Source organism: Candidatus Similichlamydia laticola, assembly GCF_003339615.1.
Classification (GTDB): domain Bacteria; phylum Chlamydiota; class Chlamydiia; order Chlamydiales; family Parilichlamydiaceae; genus Similichlamydia; species Similichlamydia laticola.
This window is the reverse complement of record NZ_QQBG01000002.1, coordinates 1-19,733: the sequence shown is the minus strand read 5'-3', so window position 1 is coordinate 19,733 and position 19,733 is coordinate 1. Positions and strand designations below refer to the sequence as shown.

Below are 19,733 nucleotides of genomic sequence, written 5' to 3'. Positions count from 1 at the left end.
CGATTTAAGATGAACCCTGTTAGGGTAAATGTCCGAGTCTATTGTGAGAGATAGGGTAAGGTTTTAAATCTAGGTTATAACGGTAAACGTAACGCAGGAGAACATGCTCCATAGCGGCCTTGAAGGTCATTAAAAGGCCAAAGGCTAACCGATAGCGCAAAAGAACAGGGCCCAAAAGAGCAACAGCTCCTACCTGAACCTGTCCTAATTTGTAAGGAATCGTCACTAAGGCACAACCTGTCGTTTTAGGGCAGAGCTCAGTTAACTGTTCTCCAATCCAAAGAGAAATAGAGCTTCTTGCCTGAGCATAAGTCAAAATATCTCGTAACTTGCCCCCTTCTTCAAAAAGGTTGAAAGCACTGGCTAGGGTGTTCGTTTCACAGAAATCAGCTTTGCAAATGAGCTGAGACAGCCCAAAGTGTAAAATGGTTCCCTTCGAGCAGCGACTTTTGCTCAAAAGAAAGCGAACCGAAATTTCTTCGTATAAGAATTTAGCCAAATGTTCCCACTCTGGCTTTAGAACGCTCTCGGATTGCAAGGAATGAATCTTAGACCGCAAGTAACTCTCGATGGCTACCCAGTTCTCAGGAAGAGCCTCTTCTAAGACAATCATCTCGTGGCGAATAAACCCAAAATAGGTGATCACGATAACCGAAAGACGCCTGGCATCAATCTGAACAAGACGAATGTCTGTAATGAAATCTTGGTCGAACCTGGGAATAGATAGGGCAATGGCACAACCTGTAATCTTGACCATTTCGTGCATAGCTCTTTCAATCCAGGGAACAATGCCCCAAAGAGATTCCTGGTTTAATTCCGCTGTCAGTTCCCCCTCTAAAGCTTTCTGAAACCCTTGGATCAATTTTTGCTCTTCCAAGGGGAAGAGATCGAGTGAAAAACTGGTCCCCAGGTTCTGAAGAATCTCTTTGGCATAGACCGAAAGCCCCTGATTCGTGGGAAAGCGTCCTCCAGAAGCATGTTGCTGTTTCAGAAAGCCCAAAGACTCAAGATCAGCACAATAGTTGCGCAGGGTCGATGCACTCATCTCAGGGAAAAGAAGCTCTTTCAGCCGATTAGAGCCAATGGGTTGACCGTCCTTCAAGTACAGTTCAGTCAGGCCCAAGAGAACAAGCATAGCTCGATCATGCCGCTTTTTGCCTCTTTGAAAAGCAAAATGCCGATTAGAGATAACAGGAATTCGATACGAGTCGGCTCTGGGCATAGAAACCTTTGATCTCATATTGATCAACCACTTCAGTCCTAGGATAGGAGAAGTGGAATTCTAGAACAATCTAAAATTTAGCAGATTTGATAGTAGAGTGCTAAGTTTTGAGCAGCTTGGGCCTTTGGTGAGATTGCAAAACATTTTTTATTTAATTAGCATGGACCCAGAGGAGTTATTTGTATGGGCAGAACAATTTTGCTGCTGGAATCCAAGGCGTGACGTGCGTTGTTTCTGTGTAACGCGGTTACGCCTTTCGCCTTAAGATTTATTGCAATGACCTGGAAAACCTAACCGTTACCGTATCTGTCGAATTGCAAACCATTCTTCCGTACTGGGTTGATTCTTTGGGCGACTTTTATGAGGAAGAGATCACGAGCTGATACTGGGCCTTCTTTGTTTTTCCGTCAGGTGACTGTACAGGGAAGAGCGGAGAATAAGCATGTAAACCCTAGGGTGGTACGCAAGCTTTTTTTTCTAATGAGACAGGGGAAGACTTTGCCCTTTTCCTTGACCCGTAAGGTGATAGGAATTGCTGCAAAGGGTAGGTGTCCTCCCGTGAAGCGGGTACTGCATCATCTTTTTTTAAGTCAGTTGCATCGTAGGAAAAAGGGAGAGGAAGATCCTTTTGAATTTGTAGAAAATGAGCCAGTTTTTTTTCCGGAAGAAGAAAGAAACCCTTTAAGGGGCCTTGTCCAATCGAGTACGCCACATCTTCACGAAATCTGGAAAGAGAGTTTCTCTCGAATGGCCCCTCTGCGTGAAGAGGTCGTCACGGCTTTAAAAACATCGATTCAAGTTCCTATCTCTGCTGTATCACTTTTCACCTTGAACTGGTTCCGCAATTACGCTTCAAAGGCTAGAGCAGGGGGGCTCAATACGCGACAGCTTTTTGATGTTATTCAGGCCCAGTTAGCCAAACAGTTTGACATGCGGACTCCTACCATTGTGCGTAGTCTCGCTAGAAAGATTTTAGATCGAGTTTGTTCTCACTTGGGGGCTGTCTTTTTTGAGGAAAAGACCCTTTCGTTTCAAGCCCTTGATCAAAGTGTGCAGACCTTTGTGGTCAATGTCTCCTCTTTCGTTCCGATCCGTGAACTTCTCTGGCTTGATGACCTCGAAGAGGATGTGTTTTTGTGTGCTGAGTCTTGTGAAATTAAGCTCAAGCATGGCGACCCCGTTGTACGCACCTTTTTTCTCCATATTACATCTAGTCTTCTGCGCAGTTTGAAAATCTCTTGGTCTGTTGAGGAGTTGACACACGGGACTCTCTGTCTCTTCCAAGCCTTGGTTGAGGAGGAAATTGAATCTCGACTGAGAAAACGATCGGAAGGTCGATTTTTAAAAATTTCTAAACAGCTTCTTCAGCAAGTTGCAGAAAGTCAGATTCGTCCTTGGATGAGGAGACAGGCCACTCATGTCAGTCAATTTCTTCTTGATTTGAGTGTTTGGATTAAGGAACACCTTTCCCGTGAAGCCGTCCAAAAGGATTCTTCTAAGGCTTCTCTAGTTTACTTTATCGAAGAACGTCTAGGACGTTCGAATCAATCCCTCAAAGGCCGGCAACTTGCCTATAGCCTGTTTGTTTATCTTCTCCAAGTGCGTTTTTGGGCAGATGGGGAGCTATCGCACATTGAGAAAACAGAATACGGGATTCTCTTCTTTCTTCTTTCTTCTCATTTACCAGGGGATATTGAAGCAGATTGGCTTATGCATATTTGGGTTAAGGAAATGATTCTTTCCTTGGATCCCATGATGCATTTGGCGTGTGCTATTCGTGACTTTGCTGAGCAATCTCCGGTTCCAGATGGAAAAATGTCTCCTCAGCTTTGCCAAGGGATTCTGTATCTGGCTCTTGGGTATGGCATCTTCCATGGAAAAGAGTCTTTTAGAGCCCAACTTTTGTCCGACACGATGCGCTTGACTCGAGCCATTCGATCTTTGCCTTTTCAGGCCAGAGATCCCTTTGCCTTCGGACCATTGGATGGGCGCTCTCGTGTCATTTCTGTTATGCATTCCTTGGTCGAAGCTTTGATTCTTTTCTTTCAGGACAGTCATTTTGAAAGTATGCGATTTTGTTTGGAGGAGCCCAGTCTACATGAGGAGACGTCTCCAAGGTTGACGTCTCTTCTTTCCGATTGGATAGGACATTTCCCGGGATCCTTGGCCTGGGAGGCTCTCCTTTCCTACTATAGGCTAGGGCGTCTGCTCTATGGGAATGAAATTAAGGAAGACATGGTTCAGTTGGCTCTTCCGAGCCAGACTATGATCCAATGTAACAAAAATGGAGCCCCTTTTTTTGCAAACTAGATAAGAAGCGTTCTTTTCAAAGAATTTTTATTGTCACATTAGGAGCGGCTCCTCTAATTTGGGCTTGTGGGGATTTTCCCTTTTGAATTCTTAGATCGAGACGAATCGAAGTGATTCGATTTCTCAATGAGACCTTTTATCCCCTTGTCCAACTGAGAACACTCGGGCGACTTGTCTGTCGTGCAGGTTTTGTATAGAGGACTGTTCGCATCTCTGCCTTAAGCCTTAAGGGAAACAATGCTTTGGAGTCAAAGAGAGTGTCGTCTGCTCTGTTGAAAATGGAAACATATACGGACGGAAGTTTTCGAATTAGTTTCGATGCGGCTTGTCAGAGAACGGTTTTGGAAGACCTTTTGGACCATTGTGCTCGTGATTTTTCCAGGCAATTTATGGGGGAGTGCAATTCAAAGTGGATTATGAAGGCTCTTCATCAATATTTCTATCAGCGCTTTTCTGATGAGCTGTCTTCGCAATGCTTTTTTGATCGCAAAGAAAGAATCGTTCGCTACCTCTTAGGCCATTTGGAAGAATCTATTGAGGTCATGGGCCTTCTCCCTTGGATCAAGGGCAGAATGACGTTTTGGTCTTTTGTGCATGATTCAGTCCATCATAATCGGAGGATGAGTCGAGAGAAGATGCTGTGTCATCTCGATGGTTTTCTTCTATCTAGGGATATTGAATATCTAGTCAGTTTGGACCTGCTGCCCCCAGAGGAGTGCCATCGACTACGTTGGGATTTATTCGATAAGAGAACGCATCCCATGGGATGGTCGAGGAAGGAACTTCTTCTCTCAGAATGTCTTTTCTCTCCGGAAACCATTTTGCTCAATCGTTTACATATCGTTCGTCTAAGAGAGGGCATCCATTTGCGAGTTTGGTATCTCCGGGACGGTAAAACCGGGGATTATCTACAAAAACAGGTTGCTGTCGACTTATCTGATGAAAAATTAAAAGATTTTGTTATAGGTGTTGTCAGTGACATCTTGCCGCAGATGCACTTTCAGACGCTAGGTTACTGTGAATGGGAGCATATTGTGACCGTTCTCTTGAAGACGGTCTTATTTGAAGCCCTTCAAGAGGCATCTGTTCCGAAGGATATGTCGATTGCCTGTGAGCGATTGAGATGTACGATCAACCAATTGGCTTGTCGTTTCGTTTCAAAGATGAAGTGGTGGATTGAGCTGCTTATTTTGGCTAACGGTTTTCTCTCGAGTTGTTGTATGGCCCAAAAGCCTCTCGATCTCACTACCTTAGCTCAACTTGTTTCTGGGCATGCTGTTTTTCAAGGAGAAGTAGAGACGGCAGGTCAATCTGTTTTGTTGATTTGGTGCCTACGTTCTCGTCCTGTTTCTCTTTATCAGGCAGCTTGTGCTCGAGCACAGGTAGAGGAGATCATCAAGAACGGAGAATGGTTAAGGGCTCTAAAAGCATGATTCGCCTTCAGAATCGTTAACTTGCCCCTTGTTCTGAAGCTTGTTTACAATAACAATTAAGTTAAACACCCTCGGAGCGAAAAATGGACAACTTTAACGAGTTTGGTGGCAATCCTTACAAGCGATTTCGGGAGAAAGAGCCTGAAGAGAAAAAGCAAGAGCGTCCTGAGCTCCCTGATGCTTTTGATGCTTTACTCAATAATTTCTTGAGTCAAAGCGGTGCGGATGAGAAATCGATTGGCTCGCTCAAAAAATTGTTAGGTGAGTTAGGAAGTGATAATGAGCTGAAGGAAGTGCTCAAAGCCTCTTCGAAAGGAAGTGACTTTTCTAACGTTTACAAGGCTGCTCAAAAGCTTACAGCAAAGATTTCGTCCTATTCCAAGAAGGATGAGTTCAAGGAGGCCATGGCTTCTCTTGACCGAGAGAAGATGCCCCAGCTGCAAGATGTCATTGATTCACAAAAGACTATGTTTGCCGATTATTTTGGCAAAGTCATGGAATCGGCTCCTGAATCAGCGGATTTTTCTCCAGAAGAGTTGCAAGGGGAAATTGTTCAGGGGGTCAATCAGCTTTTTGATGAGATGGCCGTAAAGATTCAGGGTCAAAACGAGGCGATTCAAGCGTATCGTGATAAGATGACCGAGGGTGGGACAAACGGCTTAGATGCTTCCAGTCCAGACTTTGAGAAAAATCTTGAAGGCTTGATGAAGAGTATTGAGAATGACGAAGGGTATAAAGATCTTCAGACTCGTATTGAAGGTTTCGTTAATTCTATTTATGAAAAGATGATTCCTGATCCAAAGGTGCGTGGACAAATGCATCTTTATGGAAAAGTCGATCGTGTTTCTCGCGTGACAAACCGTTTAGGTCTCGTTCCAGATGAGGAGCAGAAAAGAAGAGAAAAGGAGAAAAAGGACTCGCCAGATGGTGGAATGTTTTTGAACCAAAGGCGTGTCTAATTCAGGTGAGGTGAAGATGGAGGATCCGTTCCTCGCTCAAGAAGCTTTTTTACAATTACGTAAGATACCTCGCGTGGATTTGCGGCAAGCCGATCTGACAGAGCGTTTGCAATGTTTCCATTGCAAAGCATTGGGGTGGACTTTGCTGTTTGGATTGACACATGTCGATGAAAAGATTTGTGAGGCTCTGTGGTCTTTAGCAGAGCGCTTTGATCTCTTTTCTTTTTTTCAGCGTGTCAAGAACGGGGAGAAGGTGAATTCTCTTCAAAATCTCCCCTCCGAGAATCGGTCAGTGCTCCATTTAGCTATGCGTTCCTTTTTGACCGCAGAACAATCTTCTGTGGAAAAGGTTCGTTTAGAAGCTATGGAACAGCGGGAACGTATTGCACAGTTTGTAGAAGATATTTCCTGGTTGTATTTAGTCGTCATCGGTATTGGTGGCTCCCATTTGGGTCTTGAGGCTTTGTATCTGGCTTGTTCTTCTTGTTCTGCTCCTTTACGAAAGGTACGTTTCCTTTCTTCCTGTGACCCGAGAGAGGTTCAAGATGTTCTTCGGGAACTTGATCTTCGTCATACTTGTGTAGCAGTCATTTCTAAGTCGGGTAAGACTGTTGAGGTCCTCGAAAATGATTTGAGTTTAAGAGCCCTTTTTACAGAACAACATCTGCCTCCAAAGGATCATTTTATTTCGGTGACTGTCAAAGGAAGTCCCCTAGACGATCCCAATCGTTTTAGGCACTGTTTTTATTTTGATGAAGCCATTGGAGGTCGTTTTTGTGCCTCTGCAGCGCCTGGAGCTTTGGTCATTGCTTTTGCCTTTGGCATGTCTGTTTTTATACGATTTTTGTCTGGTGCGGGGGCGATGGATGAAGTAGCTGCTTTGTCAGAACGAGGTTGTAATATTCCTCTTTGGATGGCCCTCCTCGGAATATGGCATCGTAATGTTTTGAACTTGCCTTCCAAGGCCATCTTGCCTTACTCGTATGGACTGAGGCGTTTTCCAGCTCACCTCCAGCAGCTAGAGATGGAATCGAACGGAAAGTCGGTCGATTGTTCTGGACATTTTCTTCCCTACGGAACTGCTCCCCTTATTTGGGGTGAGCCAGGGACTAATTTTCAACACTCTTTTGGTCAGTGGCTTCATCAGTCTACTGATGAAGCTCCTGTTGAATTCATTTGCTTTCGAGGGATGAAACAGTCTTCCGAGAGACTTCTTCTCGCTAATCTTTTTGGACAAGCTCTTGCTCTGGCAAAGGGACGTCCTCACGCTAATCCTAATCGTTGCTTTTCGGGCAACCGTCCTTCTACTCTTCTTCTAGGTGAGGAGATGTCATTTGAAAATCTAGGGGCACTCTGGTCTCTTTATGAGAATCGTGTCCTCTTTCAAGGCAAGCTTTGGCAAATTAACTCTTTTGATCAAGAAGGGGTTCAATTTGGCAAAGAATTGGCTTCTCAGCTTCTTTCCGAAAGCAGTGCTCTAGAGCAATTTTGGAGTAGAAATTTTTTTTCTAAGTGAACCTCCACCATTGGAAGACTCGAACCAGAAAATCATTCCAACGGTCTGTATCATCTTCTCTATAGGGCAGAGCGAGGGGGATGTTTCGATTGGTTCGATGTTTAGCTTGAATAGGTCTTTTCTTGCTTAGCAGCAGGGGATAATGAGGAGAAAACTGCCGGAACACCGTGTGCACCAGGCGTGCAACCGTGCGCTGTTTCAACACCAAAAGAGAGCGAAAAGAGACAAGAGGGCTAACGCGTAATTGCCAGAAAGGATGTTTCTCTTCCACAAGATGACCAGCCGTTGGATTTCCTCTGAACCCAGACATGGCGGTTCTTGTTTTTCTGGTGAAGTAAAATCAGTCGTTTTCCAATTTAGAAACCTTCTTTTTTACTTTAGCTAGTCGGTGTCGGTCCAGAACATAGGTCGCAGAGAACCAACTCCCTATCACAAAGCAGTTCAAAATACCTAAGGGTCCTGTACAAGCATCAATGGAGCCCAGAAGCCCCAATAAGAAAGTGATCGAAACAGAGGCAAAGGCCTTTCCTGTTCGCGCTGCAATACCGTCTATGACGGCTTTGCCACGTACACGCATGCTCTTACCAAGCTCTATAAGGGCAAGATCTTTGTTAATGTCAAAAAGAGAAGACTTGAAGGATCGCACGAGACAGTTTTGGGCTGTACCAAAAAGGACAGTAGCTTCGAGAGGAGAGAGGCCAAACCAAGCTGTTGAGTGTGCTGTTTGCTCAGGAAAGAAGAGAAAAAGAAAAAAGAAGAAAGAGGTGATTAGGGAAATACAAGGCGTGATTAAAGCTGTTGAAAACCAGCTTAAATTTCTCAATAAGTTCCCAGAGAGAAAAAAGGAAGAGAGGGAGGCAATAACACTTGTGATGATGGCCAAACGATGCATATAAGAAGAAAAATTAATCGGGTCAGAAAACAGCTTGTAGACTTGAGTGCTCAGTAACATTTCCGTTGTATTCAAGAGAAAGTTGAAGGCAAAAGTAATACAACTTAAGCAAAGTATAGTACGACTAGTGACTAAAAGATGTCCCTCTTTCCAGAGCGAGATCTTGGGAGTGACTTCTTGCGCTTGACACTTCACTGTTTCTATCTTTGAAGAGATATAGAGAAACAGGGCAAAGATTCCTAGTCCAGCAAGTAGAACGACCAATAATGTCTTAATCAAAGCTTGGTCCCAGGCCGTTTCTCCCATCGGGAAACAAGGGTTATAGGGTGCTCGTGCAAAGTGTAGTCCAATATGCCCTGACAAGATTCCTGCTGTATTCAGTCCTGTTCTCAAAATAGGATAAAGACGTTTCGCTTGATCGACGGAAACCACTTCGTTCAAGAATCCCCAAAAGCAAACATTCAAGATAATGACACTCCACAACTCACTAATCAGATAGAAAAGTGTAAAGGTCCAATGGCGAATGAGGATGGGGATAGCCTGAAAACCTTCCGGAAGAAGAGGTTCAAGCCAGTTTGCAAGTCCGTGGAAAAGCAGCGCCTTTCGATAGGGATAGAGAATAAAAGTGAAAAGAGAATAAAACCCTAGAAAAGAAGAGAGAATAATAAGAAAAGCACGACGAGAGCCGGTTCGAATAGATAAAAGAGCAAAAAGATAGGAAGAAAGACAGGTGATAGGCAGGAGAGCCCAAGTTTTGATAAAGGGGATGGCTGTCGCTCCCGCCGAAGTAATGACAAGTGTGTCCTTGACGCTCTTTAAAGCATAGTAATTAAAAGCGATCAGGAAAAGCACACCGAGCAAGGGAAGAACAATTCCGACTTCCTCCCTTTGGATAGGCCAAAATCTTAATCTTAGCCATTTTAAGGCACGTCGACCATACGAGCTAATCGACACAACACAGACTAGACAGGCTATACTGGCAAACTTCCAAAACAAAACGTTTTAGCTCCAAAAAGAGCGAAATCCCCCCGATTTTAGAGGTGTACTTCTTTTTTTGTCACTTTTTTGCCCCCTTTTCCTGATGAATAAAAAGGGTGCTCAGACGCGATGTGACACCAATCCAAGCAACCGAGATGCCTGTACAGAGGAGGTGCATGAAGAGAATACTATCGATTAAGTTCCCGCCTAAGCTCATGAGCGAAATACTTAATACAGAAGAGGTAATTCTTCCCGCTCTCGAGACGAGGCCATCAATAAATGTCTTAGCTTGAATACGTTCCTCTTTGCCTAAGGGGAGATAACTGAGCTCCTTAATCAGGTCAAACAGAACGTATCTGAAAATTCTAGAAATACAAATGGCGACATCACCTGTTAAAACAGTTAATTGTAGCGGGGACATTTTAACCATTTGAGCAGCAGGGCTGATGATCTTTGGAAAGGTGGCCGAGAAAAAGAAAACGAATACAGTGAGGGACACAACAAGGGGAGTAAGAAGAAAACTGATGTTCCAGGGTAGAAAGCGGATCACTTCATTAGAGAAGGCAAAGCACGATAGGGTTGTAAAGAATGCCATCCACGTCATGACTTGCGAGACATGAAGGGAAAAGGCACCGCTTGAGACATCATGCAGCTCACGAATATGTTCCTTCCAGAAAAGTTCAAGCGTGCTTGACAAGATATTAAAGGAAAAAACACTCATGGCAAGATACAAGGTGTAAGGTCGAGTCAAAACTTGCAGAAAATGTTGGGAAAAAGAAAGAGGATCCCCCTCTTTGCGCTCTGTCCGCTTTTTCCAGTAAGAAAGAGGCAAAGTTTTGATAAGAATTAAAGAAATGAAACCACTGATTAAGACGGAAACAAGGGCTAGCTTAAAACCTTGTTCCCAACGAGTTGTTCCTAGACAAGGAAAAGAAACATTTTGGTTGAAAAGAAAGTGGACGCTTAGGGAACTGGCTAATACTCCCGAGATGCTGAGAGCAAAGTTTAAGGGAACATAGATCCGCTTGGCGTCACTTATGGGGACCATATCGTTCACAAACCCCCAAAGAGTGACTTGAATCACTAAAGATCCCCACAGTTCCGCAATCACGTAGAAGACTGAGACATGCCAATGTCGGATCATAAGGATCATGCCGTTCAGTCCCGAAAAATGAAAGCCTTCCAGAAAATCAGCTAGAAAATGGCAGTTTAAGCTCGCTCTGTTGGGATAAATCCAAAGGAAAAAAAAGAGAAAATACCCCAAAAAAGAGCCGAGCGAGAGCATTAGCGTTGTCTTCTCCTCAAGCCACCTTTCTGAAGCAGAGATCAGATAAACAGCAAGAAACGAAAGGGGGAAAAGAATCCATCCCTTGATGAAAGGGACAACCTCCATCCCCCCTTTTGTGGTATCAAGAATGAGGTTGTCCTTGATTTGCCTCAAGAGGTGGTAGCTGAAAGCCGCAAAAAAGAAAACGGCCATCAGACCCAGAACAGGAACTAACTCTCGGCGGTGTATTGGCCAAAAGATAGACCGAAATTTTCCAAACTTTCTGTCAACCATGGAGACTAAAAACCCAGGGGGGACCCCAGAAGAAAAGGATAAATCCCAACATTGATTAACATATCTTTTCCAAGGTGCTTCTCTCAAGTGGGGTTGCAGATTCTAAACGGAGTGGACATTTTCTCCAAGGAACACTACTCTCCAATACACATTTCCAAAGCTCGAATCCCTGGGAGAGAGCCTTCTTGAAAAAAGGTAAGGCTCGCTCCTCCACCGCTAAGGAAGTGTTCAATTTTATTGGCTACTCCTGCTTTATGTGCTGCAAAAATTGTATCCCCGCCAGCGATAAAGGTCTGGGCTTGTGTGTTGGCTAGGCAACGCGCTATCTCTAATGTCCCCTTGGAAAACTCTTTTTGTTCAAACTGTCCTGCTGGTCCGTTCCAAAAGATAGTCTTTTGGTCCTTCAATCGATTTTGAATTATCGTGATAGACTGCGGGCCAAGATCGAGAAAGTTATCAGTTGGTCCGATTTGAGAGGCTTGTACTATTTTAAGAGCATCTCCTTCTTGAACTATTCCATCTACAGGGAGAATGAGACTAGGGAAACCTTCAATAATAGATAAAACGTCATTCAGGAGAGGGGCATCTTCCTCAGAGAGAGAAGACGTATTATGTAGAATATGCAAGAAGGCATTCGCAGTTTGCCCGACCAAAATGATCTCGTCTGCCCACTCTTTCAGGCTTTTGATCAATGGAATCTTCGTTTTAAGTTTGGCTCCTCCCACTATGGCACAACGTGGTCGTAGCGGAGACTCTTTCAGACAGTGAAGAGATTCTAGTTCTTTCAAAAAGAGAGGTCCGATTCCACAACAACCGACAAAGTAGGTAGGGAGAGAGACGATAGAGGCGTGTTTTCGATGGGAACAACTCAGCGCCTCGTTGAGAAAGAGATCCCCGAGACAGCTTAAGGACTTAGCGAAAAGCAGATCGTTCTTTTCCTCCCCAGGATGCAGCCTTAAATTGTCCAAGAGGACAAGAGGTGCTTGGGGAACGGTCTGCAGTTGTTCTTCCAGGCTATCCCTGTGTGGCACGAAGACAACAGGTAAGTCAAGCTCCTCCTGTAGTCGATCGGCACATTTCTTAAGCTGAGCACCTTCCTTGAGAGCGAGGTGGCTGATTAAGACAAGGGAACAGTGATTTTCGAGGAAAAAACGAAGAGAGGGCAAAAGTGCGCGAAGACGAAAATCGTTGGAAATGTCCCCATTTGCGGAAAAGGGCACATTACAATCCACACGCATGAGAATGCGTCTCCCTTTCCAGTTAAGCGAGGAGTAGGGGAGAAGATCGAATTGAGGAGGCATGACGACACCTTGGAGGACTGTTTAACTTAATAACTCCAGCAAGGAGGTGTGGTACTCACAGGAGTGAAGCTGGGCTTTTTGTGCATCGGTCAAGGGAACTGTCGGGACTAAGATCGAGCGTAAACCAGCACTTTGGGCCGCGAGACAGCCAACAAAAGAGTCCTCTAGGGCATAAGCCTGATCAGGACTGGACTCTCCTTTTTCGAGGGCAAGTTGGTAAAGAGAAGGGTCAGGTTTGGCATGTACAACGTCATCACGTGTACAGACAAAAGAAAAAAAAGAAAGCAAATTCATGTATTCTAAGATAGCCATGGCCACATTTCTCAAGTTAGATGTGGCAATTCCACATGCCTTTCCTTTGCCTTTTAATTGAATGAGCAACTCTCTTGCTCCGGGCATGATTTTTATTTCTGTTAGATCTTCGTCGACGCTCATACGCTTGAAGGCTTCAAAAAAAGCTTCAAAGGGGAAGGAGGCTCCATAAATTTTGGGAAGAACGTGTTCCCATTGGTCAGTAGAAAGTCCTACAATCGGATCAATAGGATAGAGTTTAGGATCACAGCCAAGCTCGAGAAGTGCTTGGTTCCAGGATCGTTTTGTTGATCGTTCGGTATTGACCAAAGTACCATCCAGGTCAAAGATGCAGAGTTGGATTTCTGCTGAGTGAAGAGGCGCCATGTTTCTTCCTAATGATCTTAATTTCTGACGTCGTTTCGTCTTCGTTGCAATTCCTTTGATAAAGAGTAATGCAGATCAAGATCAAATTTTTTTTTAGTTGCCCATTTGAGATAAGAGAGGGGCAACTGGCGAATCGCAAAGCCCCGATATTCTCCAAGAGGCATGAATTTCATTTCAATGGGCTTATCTAGGAGAGTTTGGACTGTTTCCAGGTAAGTGAAGCCTTGAACTAAACGTTGAAATAAAGAGATTGTGCTACGAACGTCACTCATAGCTCGATGGTGGCATTCTAGTGGTATACCAAAATGTTGGCAAAGAGCATCCAAGGATAGAAGTGGACACTTTCCGTAGGATCGGGCAAGGCGTAATGTGTCGATAAGCAAAGGTGTCCCTTGCCAATCTAATCCGGAGCGTTCTGCTTCTTTCCGAATCAGCTCTAAATCGAAAGAGATAGAGTGTCCTACTACGGCACCTCGCTCAAGAAGAGAGAAAATCTGGGGAGCTACCTCAAGAAAGATGGGTTGCCCCTTAACCATTTCATTTCGAATGAGGTGAATTTTTTCAGAAGCTGAAGGGATAGGGCACCCAGGGTCAAGAAGTGTCGTGTACTCTTCTTCTATTTGTCCGTTTTTGAAGACTGCTAAGGCGATTTCAATGATGCGATCTTGTTCTAGGTTTAGGCCGGTTGCCTCACAGTCAATGCAAACAAAGGTCGTTTCTTCAATGCGTTGCATGCAGCACCTCGGAAAGGGTTTGTCCAATTGCTTGCCGAAGACGTTTCCAAGAAGAAGCATCCTTGATGCTGCAAGGCAGAATAGATGCCTTGGGAATATCCAAGGAAAGCCAGATTGTGTCCCATTGTTTCCTCTCTCGTTGTGTCGATCGATCACATTTTGTTAAAGCCAAGAGAAAGGGAATTTGTTTGGCTTGAAGCCAGTGCAAAGAGGCCAGATCTTGCTCCTTGGGTCCCACTTTACTATCGATCAGCAGTAAGAAAATACGAGTGGGATCGTCCGTATCAAGATAGCGATTCCACGCGCGTGTCCATTTTTCTTTCTGCTTTAGAGGAGCTTTAGTGAAACCGTATCCTGGGGTATCGATCAAGAGGGTAGAATGGCCCAAAGTAAAAACCGAAAAGGCTTGAGAACTACCAGGAGTTTTTGATGAGCGTACAAGTTGCTGTCCACATAGCCGGTTGAGCAGGGTCGATTTGCCCACGTTAGAGCGTCCTAAAAGGACAATTTTCGGTTTTTTCAAATGCCGTGTCAGCCGCTCGTCCTCTAGAGGAGAGAGGGTGTCACAGACCTTTCTAATCTCGCCAAATAGGGAACTCAAGTTGTACATATCTGAGCTGTATCAATTCGAAGAGAGCGGACACTAGCATTGACAACAGACCAATGCAGGACAGTCGCTTCCTGTTTCAATTGCTGTAAGAGGTCTGTGGTCGGCCATTCTACACATTTTAGTCCTGGGGAGAACAAGAATTCTTCCAGGGAGTCTGTTCGTTCTTGCCGTTTTTGCAGACGAAAGAGATCAAAGTGAAAAAGAGTTCCTCTTGATGTTTCGTGCAAATTAAGCAAGGTAAAGGTAGGGCTGTGTGCAGTCTCAACGCCTACGTGTGCTGCCAGGGATCGGACAAATGTCGTTTTCCCGCTCCCCATGTCTCCTACCAGGAGGATCCAGAAAGGAGAATTCCATTTTTCAGGGAGATAGCTTAGAAAAAGGGACGTTAAATCAGTAAGCTGCTGTAGCTCGAAGCAGCATATGACGGAGGAAGGGCTTAGTGACGTCACGGAAAGAGTTGTAGATAACTCCTGAAAGAAGCCAGGTAGCAGGCTCACTCTTTTTCCTGGCCTTCTTGCTCTTCTTCTATCCAAAGGGAGACGAAACTCTTGAGCTCCGGATCTTCAGCTAAAGCCTCTACAAAGTCAGAAACAGCCTGCTCGCTAATGTGGGCTTGTAAGAAGGTCATCAAATCGGCGTGGATGGTAAACCTCGTCTGATTTTGCACTTCGAATAAAGAGATCGGCTTGAGATAGCTATTCTTGAATTCTTCCAGAAGGGTCTCAAGTGAGTGGTACAGCTTGTTATTGGTTTGACTAGAAAAAACTTTTTTCACGATCGAGCGCTTATTGGGCGTGATGTACCCCTTGATAACCTCCGGATCGTCCGATACAAAGAAACGTTTGGCACGGACTCCACCTACACGATCTGAATTTTGTGGGCACTTAGCCACCCAATCATAAATAGCGTCTTGTGGGTTGGGGTGCGTATTATCTCCAAAAACTTTTCCACTGTAAGGGCAAACATAAATCTTTTTTGTTTTTGAATTAACACTTCCCTTTTCGTAGGTAATCTTAACCTCAGGTTCGCGCCAGACCTTGCTCTCCTGCTGAAGCAGTTCAATGGCACTTTCACTACTTTTGTAGATCGTTTTTGTCCCAGGGAAAAGAACGGGTCTGACGTCGTGCAATTTTTCGACGTAACGCAGGTACACGCTCAAGAGGTCTGTCCGCTTGTTTTTCTTGAGGAAATTTTTCAACTCTTTTAGCATCTCGGCCGAAAGGGCGTTCCCTGAAGGCATGCACAATCCCCGGGTTGTAATGAATGTTTTTTGCAAAGAAACTTTGATTCCCTTCAACAGGGTATCGTCTGTTTGAGTTTCCCGGCGAGATCTTTTTCTCTCCTCTTCTGTCCTCAAAGCTAGTGATTGGTTCTTTTCGTGAGTATTGCTGTTGATTTAGCGTGTGCGGTTCGTTCTGCCGTTCTTCAGGCCTGTCCTGAGCTAGAAGGTCAAATCGGTCTCCCCGCCTTGAGTCGTTGTCGTCTCGAGTCAGGGGGAGATTTTCAGTGCAACGATGTCATGAAGTGGTCCAAGCTCTTGGACCGCTCTCCTGCAGTTTTTGCTGCAGAATTGGCCCCTGAATTAAGACAGATTCCTTTTGTAGAAGAGATCTCCGTCAGTGGACCTGGTTTTTTAAATATAAGATGTCGTTCAAGTTGGTTAGTAGAAGGCCTAAGAAAGGTACTCGAACCTAATCTACTTTTTCAGAGCAAAAAAGTTCTTCTCGATTTTTCGAGCCCTAATGTAGCCAAAGAGATGCACGTAGGCCACCTTCGCTCGACTATTTTGGGTGAGTGTCTAGCCCGTCTCTTTCGGTTTCTGGGCGCAGAAGTCATAAAGTTGAATCATTTGGGTGATTGGGGAACGCAATTTGGCATGATTTTGGCGTTCTTATGTGATCATCCTATCCCTTTACATGACTTGGATTTGACACAAGTCTGTTCTATATATCGACAGGCTAAACAGCAGTTTGATGCAGATCCTTCTTTCAAAAAGAGAGCGCACCAACAGGTTGTCTCTCTTCAAAAAGGGGAAAAGGCGGCTTGGACAACTTGGAAACGGCTTTGTGACTTATCCGAGGAGAGCTACAGTAAAATCTATTCTTTGTTGGGCATTGAAAATTTAATCTCTCGAGGGGAGTCATTTTATTGTGATCAGCTACAAGAGATGGTAGCAGACCTGAGAGAGGCTGGTCATGTTGATCTGTCGGACGGAGCTTCTTGCATTTTTGTAGAGGGGCATGAGATGCCCTATATGATCCAAAAATCGGACGGAGGGTTTAACTACGATACGACTGACCTGGCGGCTCTCCGCTACCGTGTTGAGGTTGAGAAGGGTGACATTTTAGTTTACGTGACCGATTTAGGGCAGAAGCTCCATTTTCAGTTACTTGAATCTGTTGCTCGAAAAGTAAACTATTTACCTGCCTCTGTTTCTTTTGTCCATGTCCCCTTCGGTTTGGTTTTGGGAGAAGATGGCAAAAAGTTCAGAACAAGAAGTGGAAGCGTAGAGCCTTTGACTGGCTTACTGTCTGAAGCGATCCAAAGAGCTGGTGACCTTTTGGTTGAAAAAGGCTGGGACCGAGAAGATTCAGATTTTTCTAAAGCAGCTGAGATTTTGGGGATAGGTTCGGTTAAGTTCTTGGACCTGATCAATCATCGTATCCACGATTACCGTTTTTCTTATGACAAGATGTTGCAATTTGAGGGAAAGACGGCTCCCTTCCTTTTTTACGCTCGTGTCCGTGCTTTGAGTATTTTGAGAAGGACTAAAAGGGAAGAAGAGCACCCTTCCTTGGACGATCTTGAAGGGGAAGAGGAGCGGGCTCTTGCTCTTTGTCTGTTAGAGTTCCCAGACAGTGTTGAAAGAGCTTTGCAGTGTAAAACTCCGCATCTTTTGGCGGAGTACGCGTATCAGTTGGCTAAGCAATTTCATTCCTTTTTCCGTGACTGTCGAGTGGAGGGCTCTCCTCGAGAAAGGCCTAGATCTGCCCTCTGTGCCAAAACAGCACAGGTTTTGGGCAAGTCTCTGGAGCTCTTGGGAATTGGTTTATTGGATCGTATGTAAAGGAAGAGAATCTTTTAGTATCATTTCCTTGTGAGGCCTATGAGGAATTTCTCTCACGTACTTGGGCACTCCATATCCAGGCAAAAGCTTTTGGAGCTCTTCCATGATCTCGAGTCCTTTGTGAATCGGGACATTGAAGTGACTTGATCCAGCCACAGGATCGAGTTGAAAGAGGTAGTAGGGCAAGAGTCCATGATTGACTAGTTGGGTAAAAAGAATGTGTAGGGTCTCAACAGAGTCGTTTACTCTCCTCAAAAGAACGGTTTGTGTTCCTACGGGAATACCAAGCTGTTGTATTCCTCGAATAGCTTCAAAAAGATCATCTCCCAGTTCGTGCGGGTGATTAATATGTAAGAAAAACCAGAACTGAAAACGTGATTGCCAGAAACGTAAGAGGACAAGAAATTCATCGTGGATGCGTTCTGGAATTCCAATAGGAAATCGAGAGTGGAAACGAATGCGACGGATATGAGGGATCAAATCGAGTTGCTCCAGAACGGTATGGAGAGAAGCCTCGGATAGAGAAAGGGGATCACCTCCGCTCAAAATCACTTCTTCGATAGAAGAATCTTGGCGGATGTATTCCAGTTCTCTAAATAGGCCTTGCCCAAGAGGAACGTAGTCGAAGTGGTTTCTGAAACAGTACCGACAATGCATAGCGCATGTTCCGGTGAGAAGCAGTAGAACACGCCCATTGTATTTGTGTAGAAGCTTGGGTGTCTTTTGAAACGATTTTTCTTGTAGAGGATCCGTAGAGAAGCCAGGAATGGTCTTTTCCTCTTCTAGGGTGGGCAGAAACTGTAACAAGAGCGGGTCATCTAGGTTGCCCTTTTGCATGTTTTTTGCTAGTCGAAGAGGGAGATTAAGAGGAAAACGCTTATGCGAATGGACCTTTAGGCACTGCTCCGGAGTCAATTCAAGAAATTGAGCCAGTTCTTCTATTGTGCGAATGTTTTTCTGTTGTAAGCGTTTCCAAAGAGGGCGAATCTTTTCAGACATCATCAATAGAGTTCGTGTCGAAGGAGACCAGAGGCAATGGATCGACTTATCCATTGTGGATCTTGTCCTGAGGTTTGTACGATTTCTTTCAAGGTATTTAAGACGGACTGACCCATTGCAAGAGACCCTGCAATGAAGATGGAACATTGTTTTGACTTAATCCATTCCCATAAAAGGGAACGCTCCTCTTCGAGAAGTTTAGGAAGGCGTTTTGTACGGAACAAGCTCTTTCTTGAAAAAGCCGTTGAAATCTTAAAGGGAGAAGAAGAAGACAGTTGCTCCCAAGTCTTTTGGTAGAGGAAGTCTTGCGTCTCATCCCGATCTCCAAAAAGCAGCCATGTCTCTTTTTGCTCTTCTGCTCGATCAAGGATAAGCCCATGAAAAGAGGCTATGCCGACACCGTTAGCAATGAAGATCGTAGCAGGGGAAGAGTCGGGTTCGTGAAAAACAGAAGGAGCGAGAGAGGCGTTCATACACTCTCCAGGTTGTATTTCTTGGCACAAATAGCTGCTAGCTACTCCAACAGGTTCTCCAGGACAAGCGCCAATATGGCGAATAAGAAGCTCTAAGCAGTGGGAGTTGATTTTGGGGGTAGAGGCAATGGAGTAATAACGTTTCTGCATTCTACGAAAGCCGTACCTTGCATTCGAATCACGACAGGACAAGTTAAGTCTTCCCCAGCGGACAGAATCGTATTCTTGAGAGGAAACAGTCACTTTCCCTGCTTGTTGCAGATACGATTGTACGAGGTCATGAGGGTTTGGAGGGCAAAGAACAACATGGTCACCAGGGCGATAATCGAGAGCGTGCTGACAAGTAAAGGTCAAATGGTAGACTCGCTTAGATGAGCCTTCCCCTGATAGAAGGATCCGCTTTTTAAGGGTGAGTTGAACATGACTGGAAAGCATGATCCCATTCACCTAAGCGTCTTTCTTGTCGTAATACCTTTAAAAGAGAGTTTTCTTTTGTCGAGATACCCCCTAAAAAGTGAATAGCTTGCATCAGTCGGACACGAGCCTGGTGTAGCCCGAGGATCTCAAACGAGTCGAACAGAGGCAAGCCGTGTTTTCGGCCCATGACAGCCCCGAACAGGATGGGCATGATATCCTTCTTGTGATGCAATCCCCATTCTTCTGCCAGTTTTTTGGAGGCCATTTCAATTCCTGAACGTGTCCAATCCCTTTGCTCCTCTAAAGACCAGATTAGAGTCGTGAGAATATGAGCTACTTTTTGAGGGGGCAAGTCTCGTGGACAGAGCAATTCTTTTGTGAGAGGGACCTCTTCTGTGAAAAAAAAGTCACTCAAAGAGAAAAAATCTGACAACGTCTTCATGCGAGAGTGAGCGAGGGGAAGGATTTTAGATACGAACCCGTCATTCCATTTCCAACTTCGAAGAGCTTCAAGAAGCTCTTTTTCAGAACAGTGATCTTTCAGATAGCACTGGTTGAGCCATTTCAGTCGACGTATGTCAAA

At 44.7% G+C, this 19,733-nt stretch carries 17 protein-coding genes and 1 pseudogene; 5 read left to right on the top strand and 13 right to left on the bottom strand.

From position 1 onward, the window contains the following. Positions 1 to 19 precede the first annotated feature (19 nt). Positions 20 to 1,222 (bottom strand): hypothetical protein, encoded by a 1,203-nt coding sequence (locus HAT2_RS00105; RefSeq protein ID WP_220253857.1) that lies wholly within the window; start codon positions 1,220 to 1,222, stop codon positions 20 to 22. Positions 1,223 to 1,780: 558 nt separating this feature from the next. On the opposite strand from HAT2_RS00105, the gene HAT2_RS00100 reads away from it, so the two are divergent. From HAT2_RS00100 to HAT2_RS00085, 4 genes are all read left to right on the top strand, one after another. Further along, positions 1,781 to 3,532 carry a hypothetical protein gene (locus tag HAT2_RS00100; RefSeq protein WP_147267440.1) on the top strand — a complete coding sequence of 584 codons (1,752 nt, stop codon included), beginning with the start codon at positions 1,781 to 1,783 and terminating at the stop codon, positions 3,530 to 3,532. 257 nt (positions 3,533 to 3,789) lie between these two features. Continuing rightward, complete coding sequence (locus HAT2_RS00095; RefSeq protein ID WP_147267439.1) at positions 3,790 to 4,965, top strand: hypothetical protein; 1,176 nt, start codon at positions 3,790 to 3,792, stop codon at positions 4,963 to 4,965. An 83-nt stretch (positions 4,966 to 5,048) separates the two neighbouring features. After that, the gene (locus HAT2_RS00090) at positions 5,049 to 5,924 is read left to right on the top strand and encodes a hypothetical protein (RefSeq protein WP_114544020.1); all 876 of its coding nucleotides are present in this window, start codon (positions 5,049 to 5,051) and stop codon (positions 5,922 to 5,924) included. 16 nt (positions 5,925 to 5,940) lie between these two features. Beyond that, complete coding sequence (locus HAT2_RS00085) at positions 5,941 to 7,440, top strand: glucose-6-phosphate isomerase (RefSeq protein WP_147267438.1); 1,500 nt, start codon at positions 5,941 to 5,943, stop codon at positions 7,438 to 7,440. On the opposite strand, the gene HAT2_RS00080 is transcribed toward HAT2_RS00085, so the two are convergent. The 9 genes from HAT2_RS00080 to HAT2_RS00040 all read right to left on the bottom strand — a co-directional run bounded on the left by HAT2_RS00080 (position 7,433) and on the right by HAT2_RS00040 (position 15,434). Further along, positions 7,433 to 7,750 carry a hypothetical protein gene (locus tag HAT2_RS00080; RefSeq protein ID WP_114544018.1) on the bottom strand — a complete coding sequence of 106 codons (318 nt, stop codon included), beginning with the start codon at positions 7,748 to 7,750 and terminating at the stop codon, positions 7,433 to 7,435. The genes HAT2_RS00085 and HAT2_RS00080 overlap by 8 nt on opposite strands. Before the next feature lie 30 nt (positions 7,751 to 7,780). Continuing rightward, the gene (locus tag HAT2_RS00075; protein WP_114544017.1) at positions 7,781 to 9,328 is read right to left on the bottom strand and encodes an Npt1/Npt2 family nucleotide transporter; all 1,548 of its coding nucleotides are present in this window, start codon (positions 9,326 to 9,328) and stop codon (positions 7,781 to 7,783) included. Between the two features lie 61 nt (positions 9,329 to 9,389). Next, the gene (locus HAT2_RS00070) at positions 9,390 to 10,871 is read right to left on the bottom strand and encodes an Npt1/Npt2 family nucleotide transporter (RefSeq protein ID WP_147267437.1); all 1,482 of its coding nucleotides are present in this window, start codon (positions 10,869 to 10,871) and stop codon (positions 9,390 to 9,392) included. A 134-nt stretch (positions 10,872 to 11,005) separates the two neighbouring features. Continuing rightward, on the bottom strand, positions 11,006 to 12,172 hold the full coding sequence (locus HAT2_RS00065; protein WP_114544015.1) for a phosphoglycerate kinase: 1,167 nt from the start codon (positions 12,170 to 12,172) through the stop codon (positions 11,006 to 11,008). 21 nt (positions 12,173 to 12,193) lie between these two features. Continuing rightward, positions 12,194 to 12,850: an HAD family hydrolase gene (locus HAT2_RS00060; protein ID WP_114544014.1), complete on the bottom strand. Its 657-nt coding sequence runs from the start codon at positions 12,848 to 12,850 to the stop codon at positions 12,194 to 12,196. Positions 12,851 to 12,867: 17 nt separating this feature from the next. Further along, positions 12,868 to 13,584 (bottom strand): putative quorum-sensing-regulated virulence factor, encoded by a 717-nt coding sequence (locus HAT2_RS00055; RefSeq protein ID WP_181860253.1) that lies wholly within the window; start codon positions 13,582 to 13,584, stop codon positions 12,868 to 12,870. Then, on the bottom strand, positions 13,571 to 14,194 hold the full coding sequence (gene yihA, locus HAT2_RS00050; protein WP_114544012.1) for a ribosome biogenesis GTP-binding protein YihA/YsxC: 624 nt from the start codon (positions 14,192 to 14,194) through the stop codon (positions 13,571 to 13,573). Before yihA ends, HAT2_RS00055 begins: the two co-directional genes overlap by 14 nt. Further along, positions 14,182 to 14,691 (bottom strand): tRNA (adenosine(37)-N6)-threonylcarbamoyltransferase complex ATPase subunit type 1 TsaE, encoded by a 510-nt coding sequence (tsaE, locus tag HAT2_RS00045; RefSeq protein WP_114544011.1) that lies wholly within the window; start codon positions 14,689 to 14,691, stop codon positions 14,182 to 14,184. The genes yihA and tsaE overlap by 13 nt, the downstream gene beginning before the upstream one ends. After that, entirely contained in the window at positions 14,688 to 15,434 is a 747-nt protein-coding gene (locus HAT2_RS00040; protein ID WP_114544024.1) for a DUF2709 domain-containing protein, read from the bottom strand. Before HAT2_RS00040 ends, tsaE begins: the two co-directional genes overlap by 4 nt. Before the next feature lie 138 nt (positions 15,435 to 15,572). Between HAT2_RS00040 and argS the strand changes: the two genes are divergently transcribed. Then, positions 15,573 to 17,261 (top strand): arginine--tRNA ligase, encoded by a 1,689-nt coding sequence (argS, locus tag HAT2_RS00035; protein WP_220253856.1) that lies wholly within the window; start codon positions 15,573 to 15,575, stop codon positions 17,259 to 17,261. Here argS and HAT2_RS00030 read toward each other — a convergent pair. The 3 genes and pseudogenes from HAT2_RS00030 to HAT2_RS03790 all read right to left on the bottom strand — a co-directional run. Then, positions 17,244 to 18,260: a KamA family radical SAM protein gene (locus tag HAT2_RS00030; RefSeq protein WP_114544009.1), complete on the bottom strand. Its 1,017-nt coding sequence runs from the start codon at positions 18,258 to 18,260 to the stop codon at positions 17,244 to 17,246. The genes argS and HAT2_RS00030 overlap by 18 nt on opposite strands. Before the next feature lie 2 nt (positions 18,261 to 18,262). Next, a complete protein-coding gene (locus tag HAT2_RS00025) occupies positions 18,263 to 19,168 on the bottom strand; it encodes a ferredoxin reductase domain-containing protein (protein WP_114544008.1) in 906 nt (301 codons plus the stop codon). Then, positions 19,137 to 19,733 (bottom strand): annotated as a pseudogene (locus HAT2_RS03790) (glutamate--tRNA ligase); the annotation flags it as partial. The gene HAT2_RS00025 and the pseudogene HAT2_RS03790, both read right to left, overlap by 32 nt.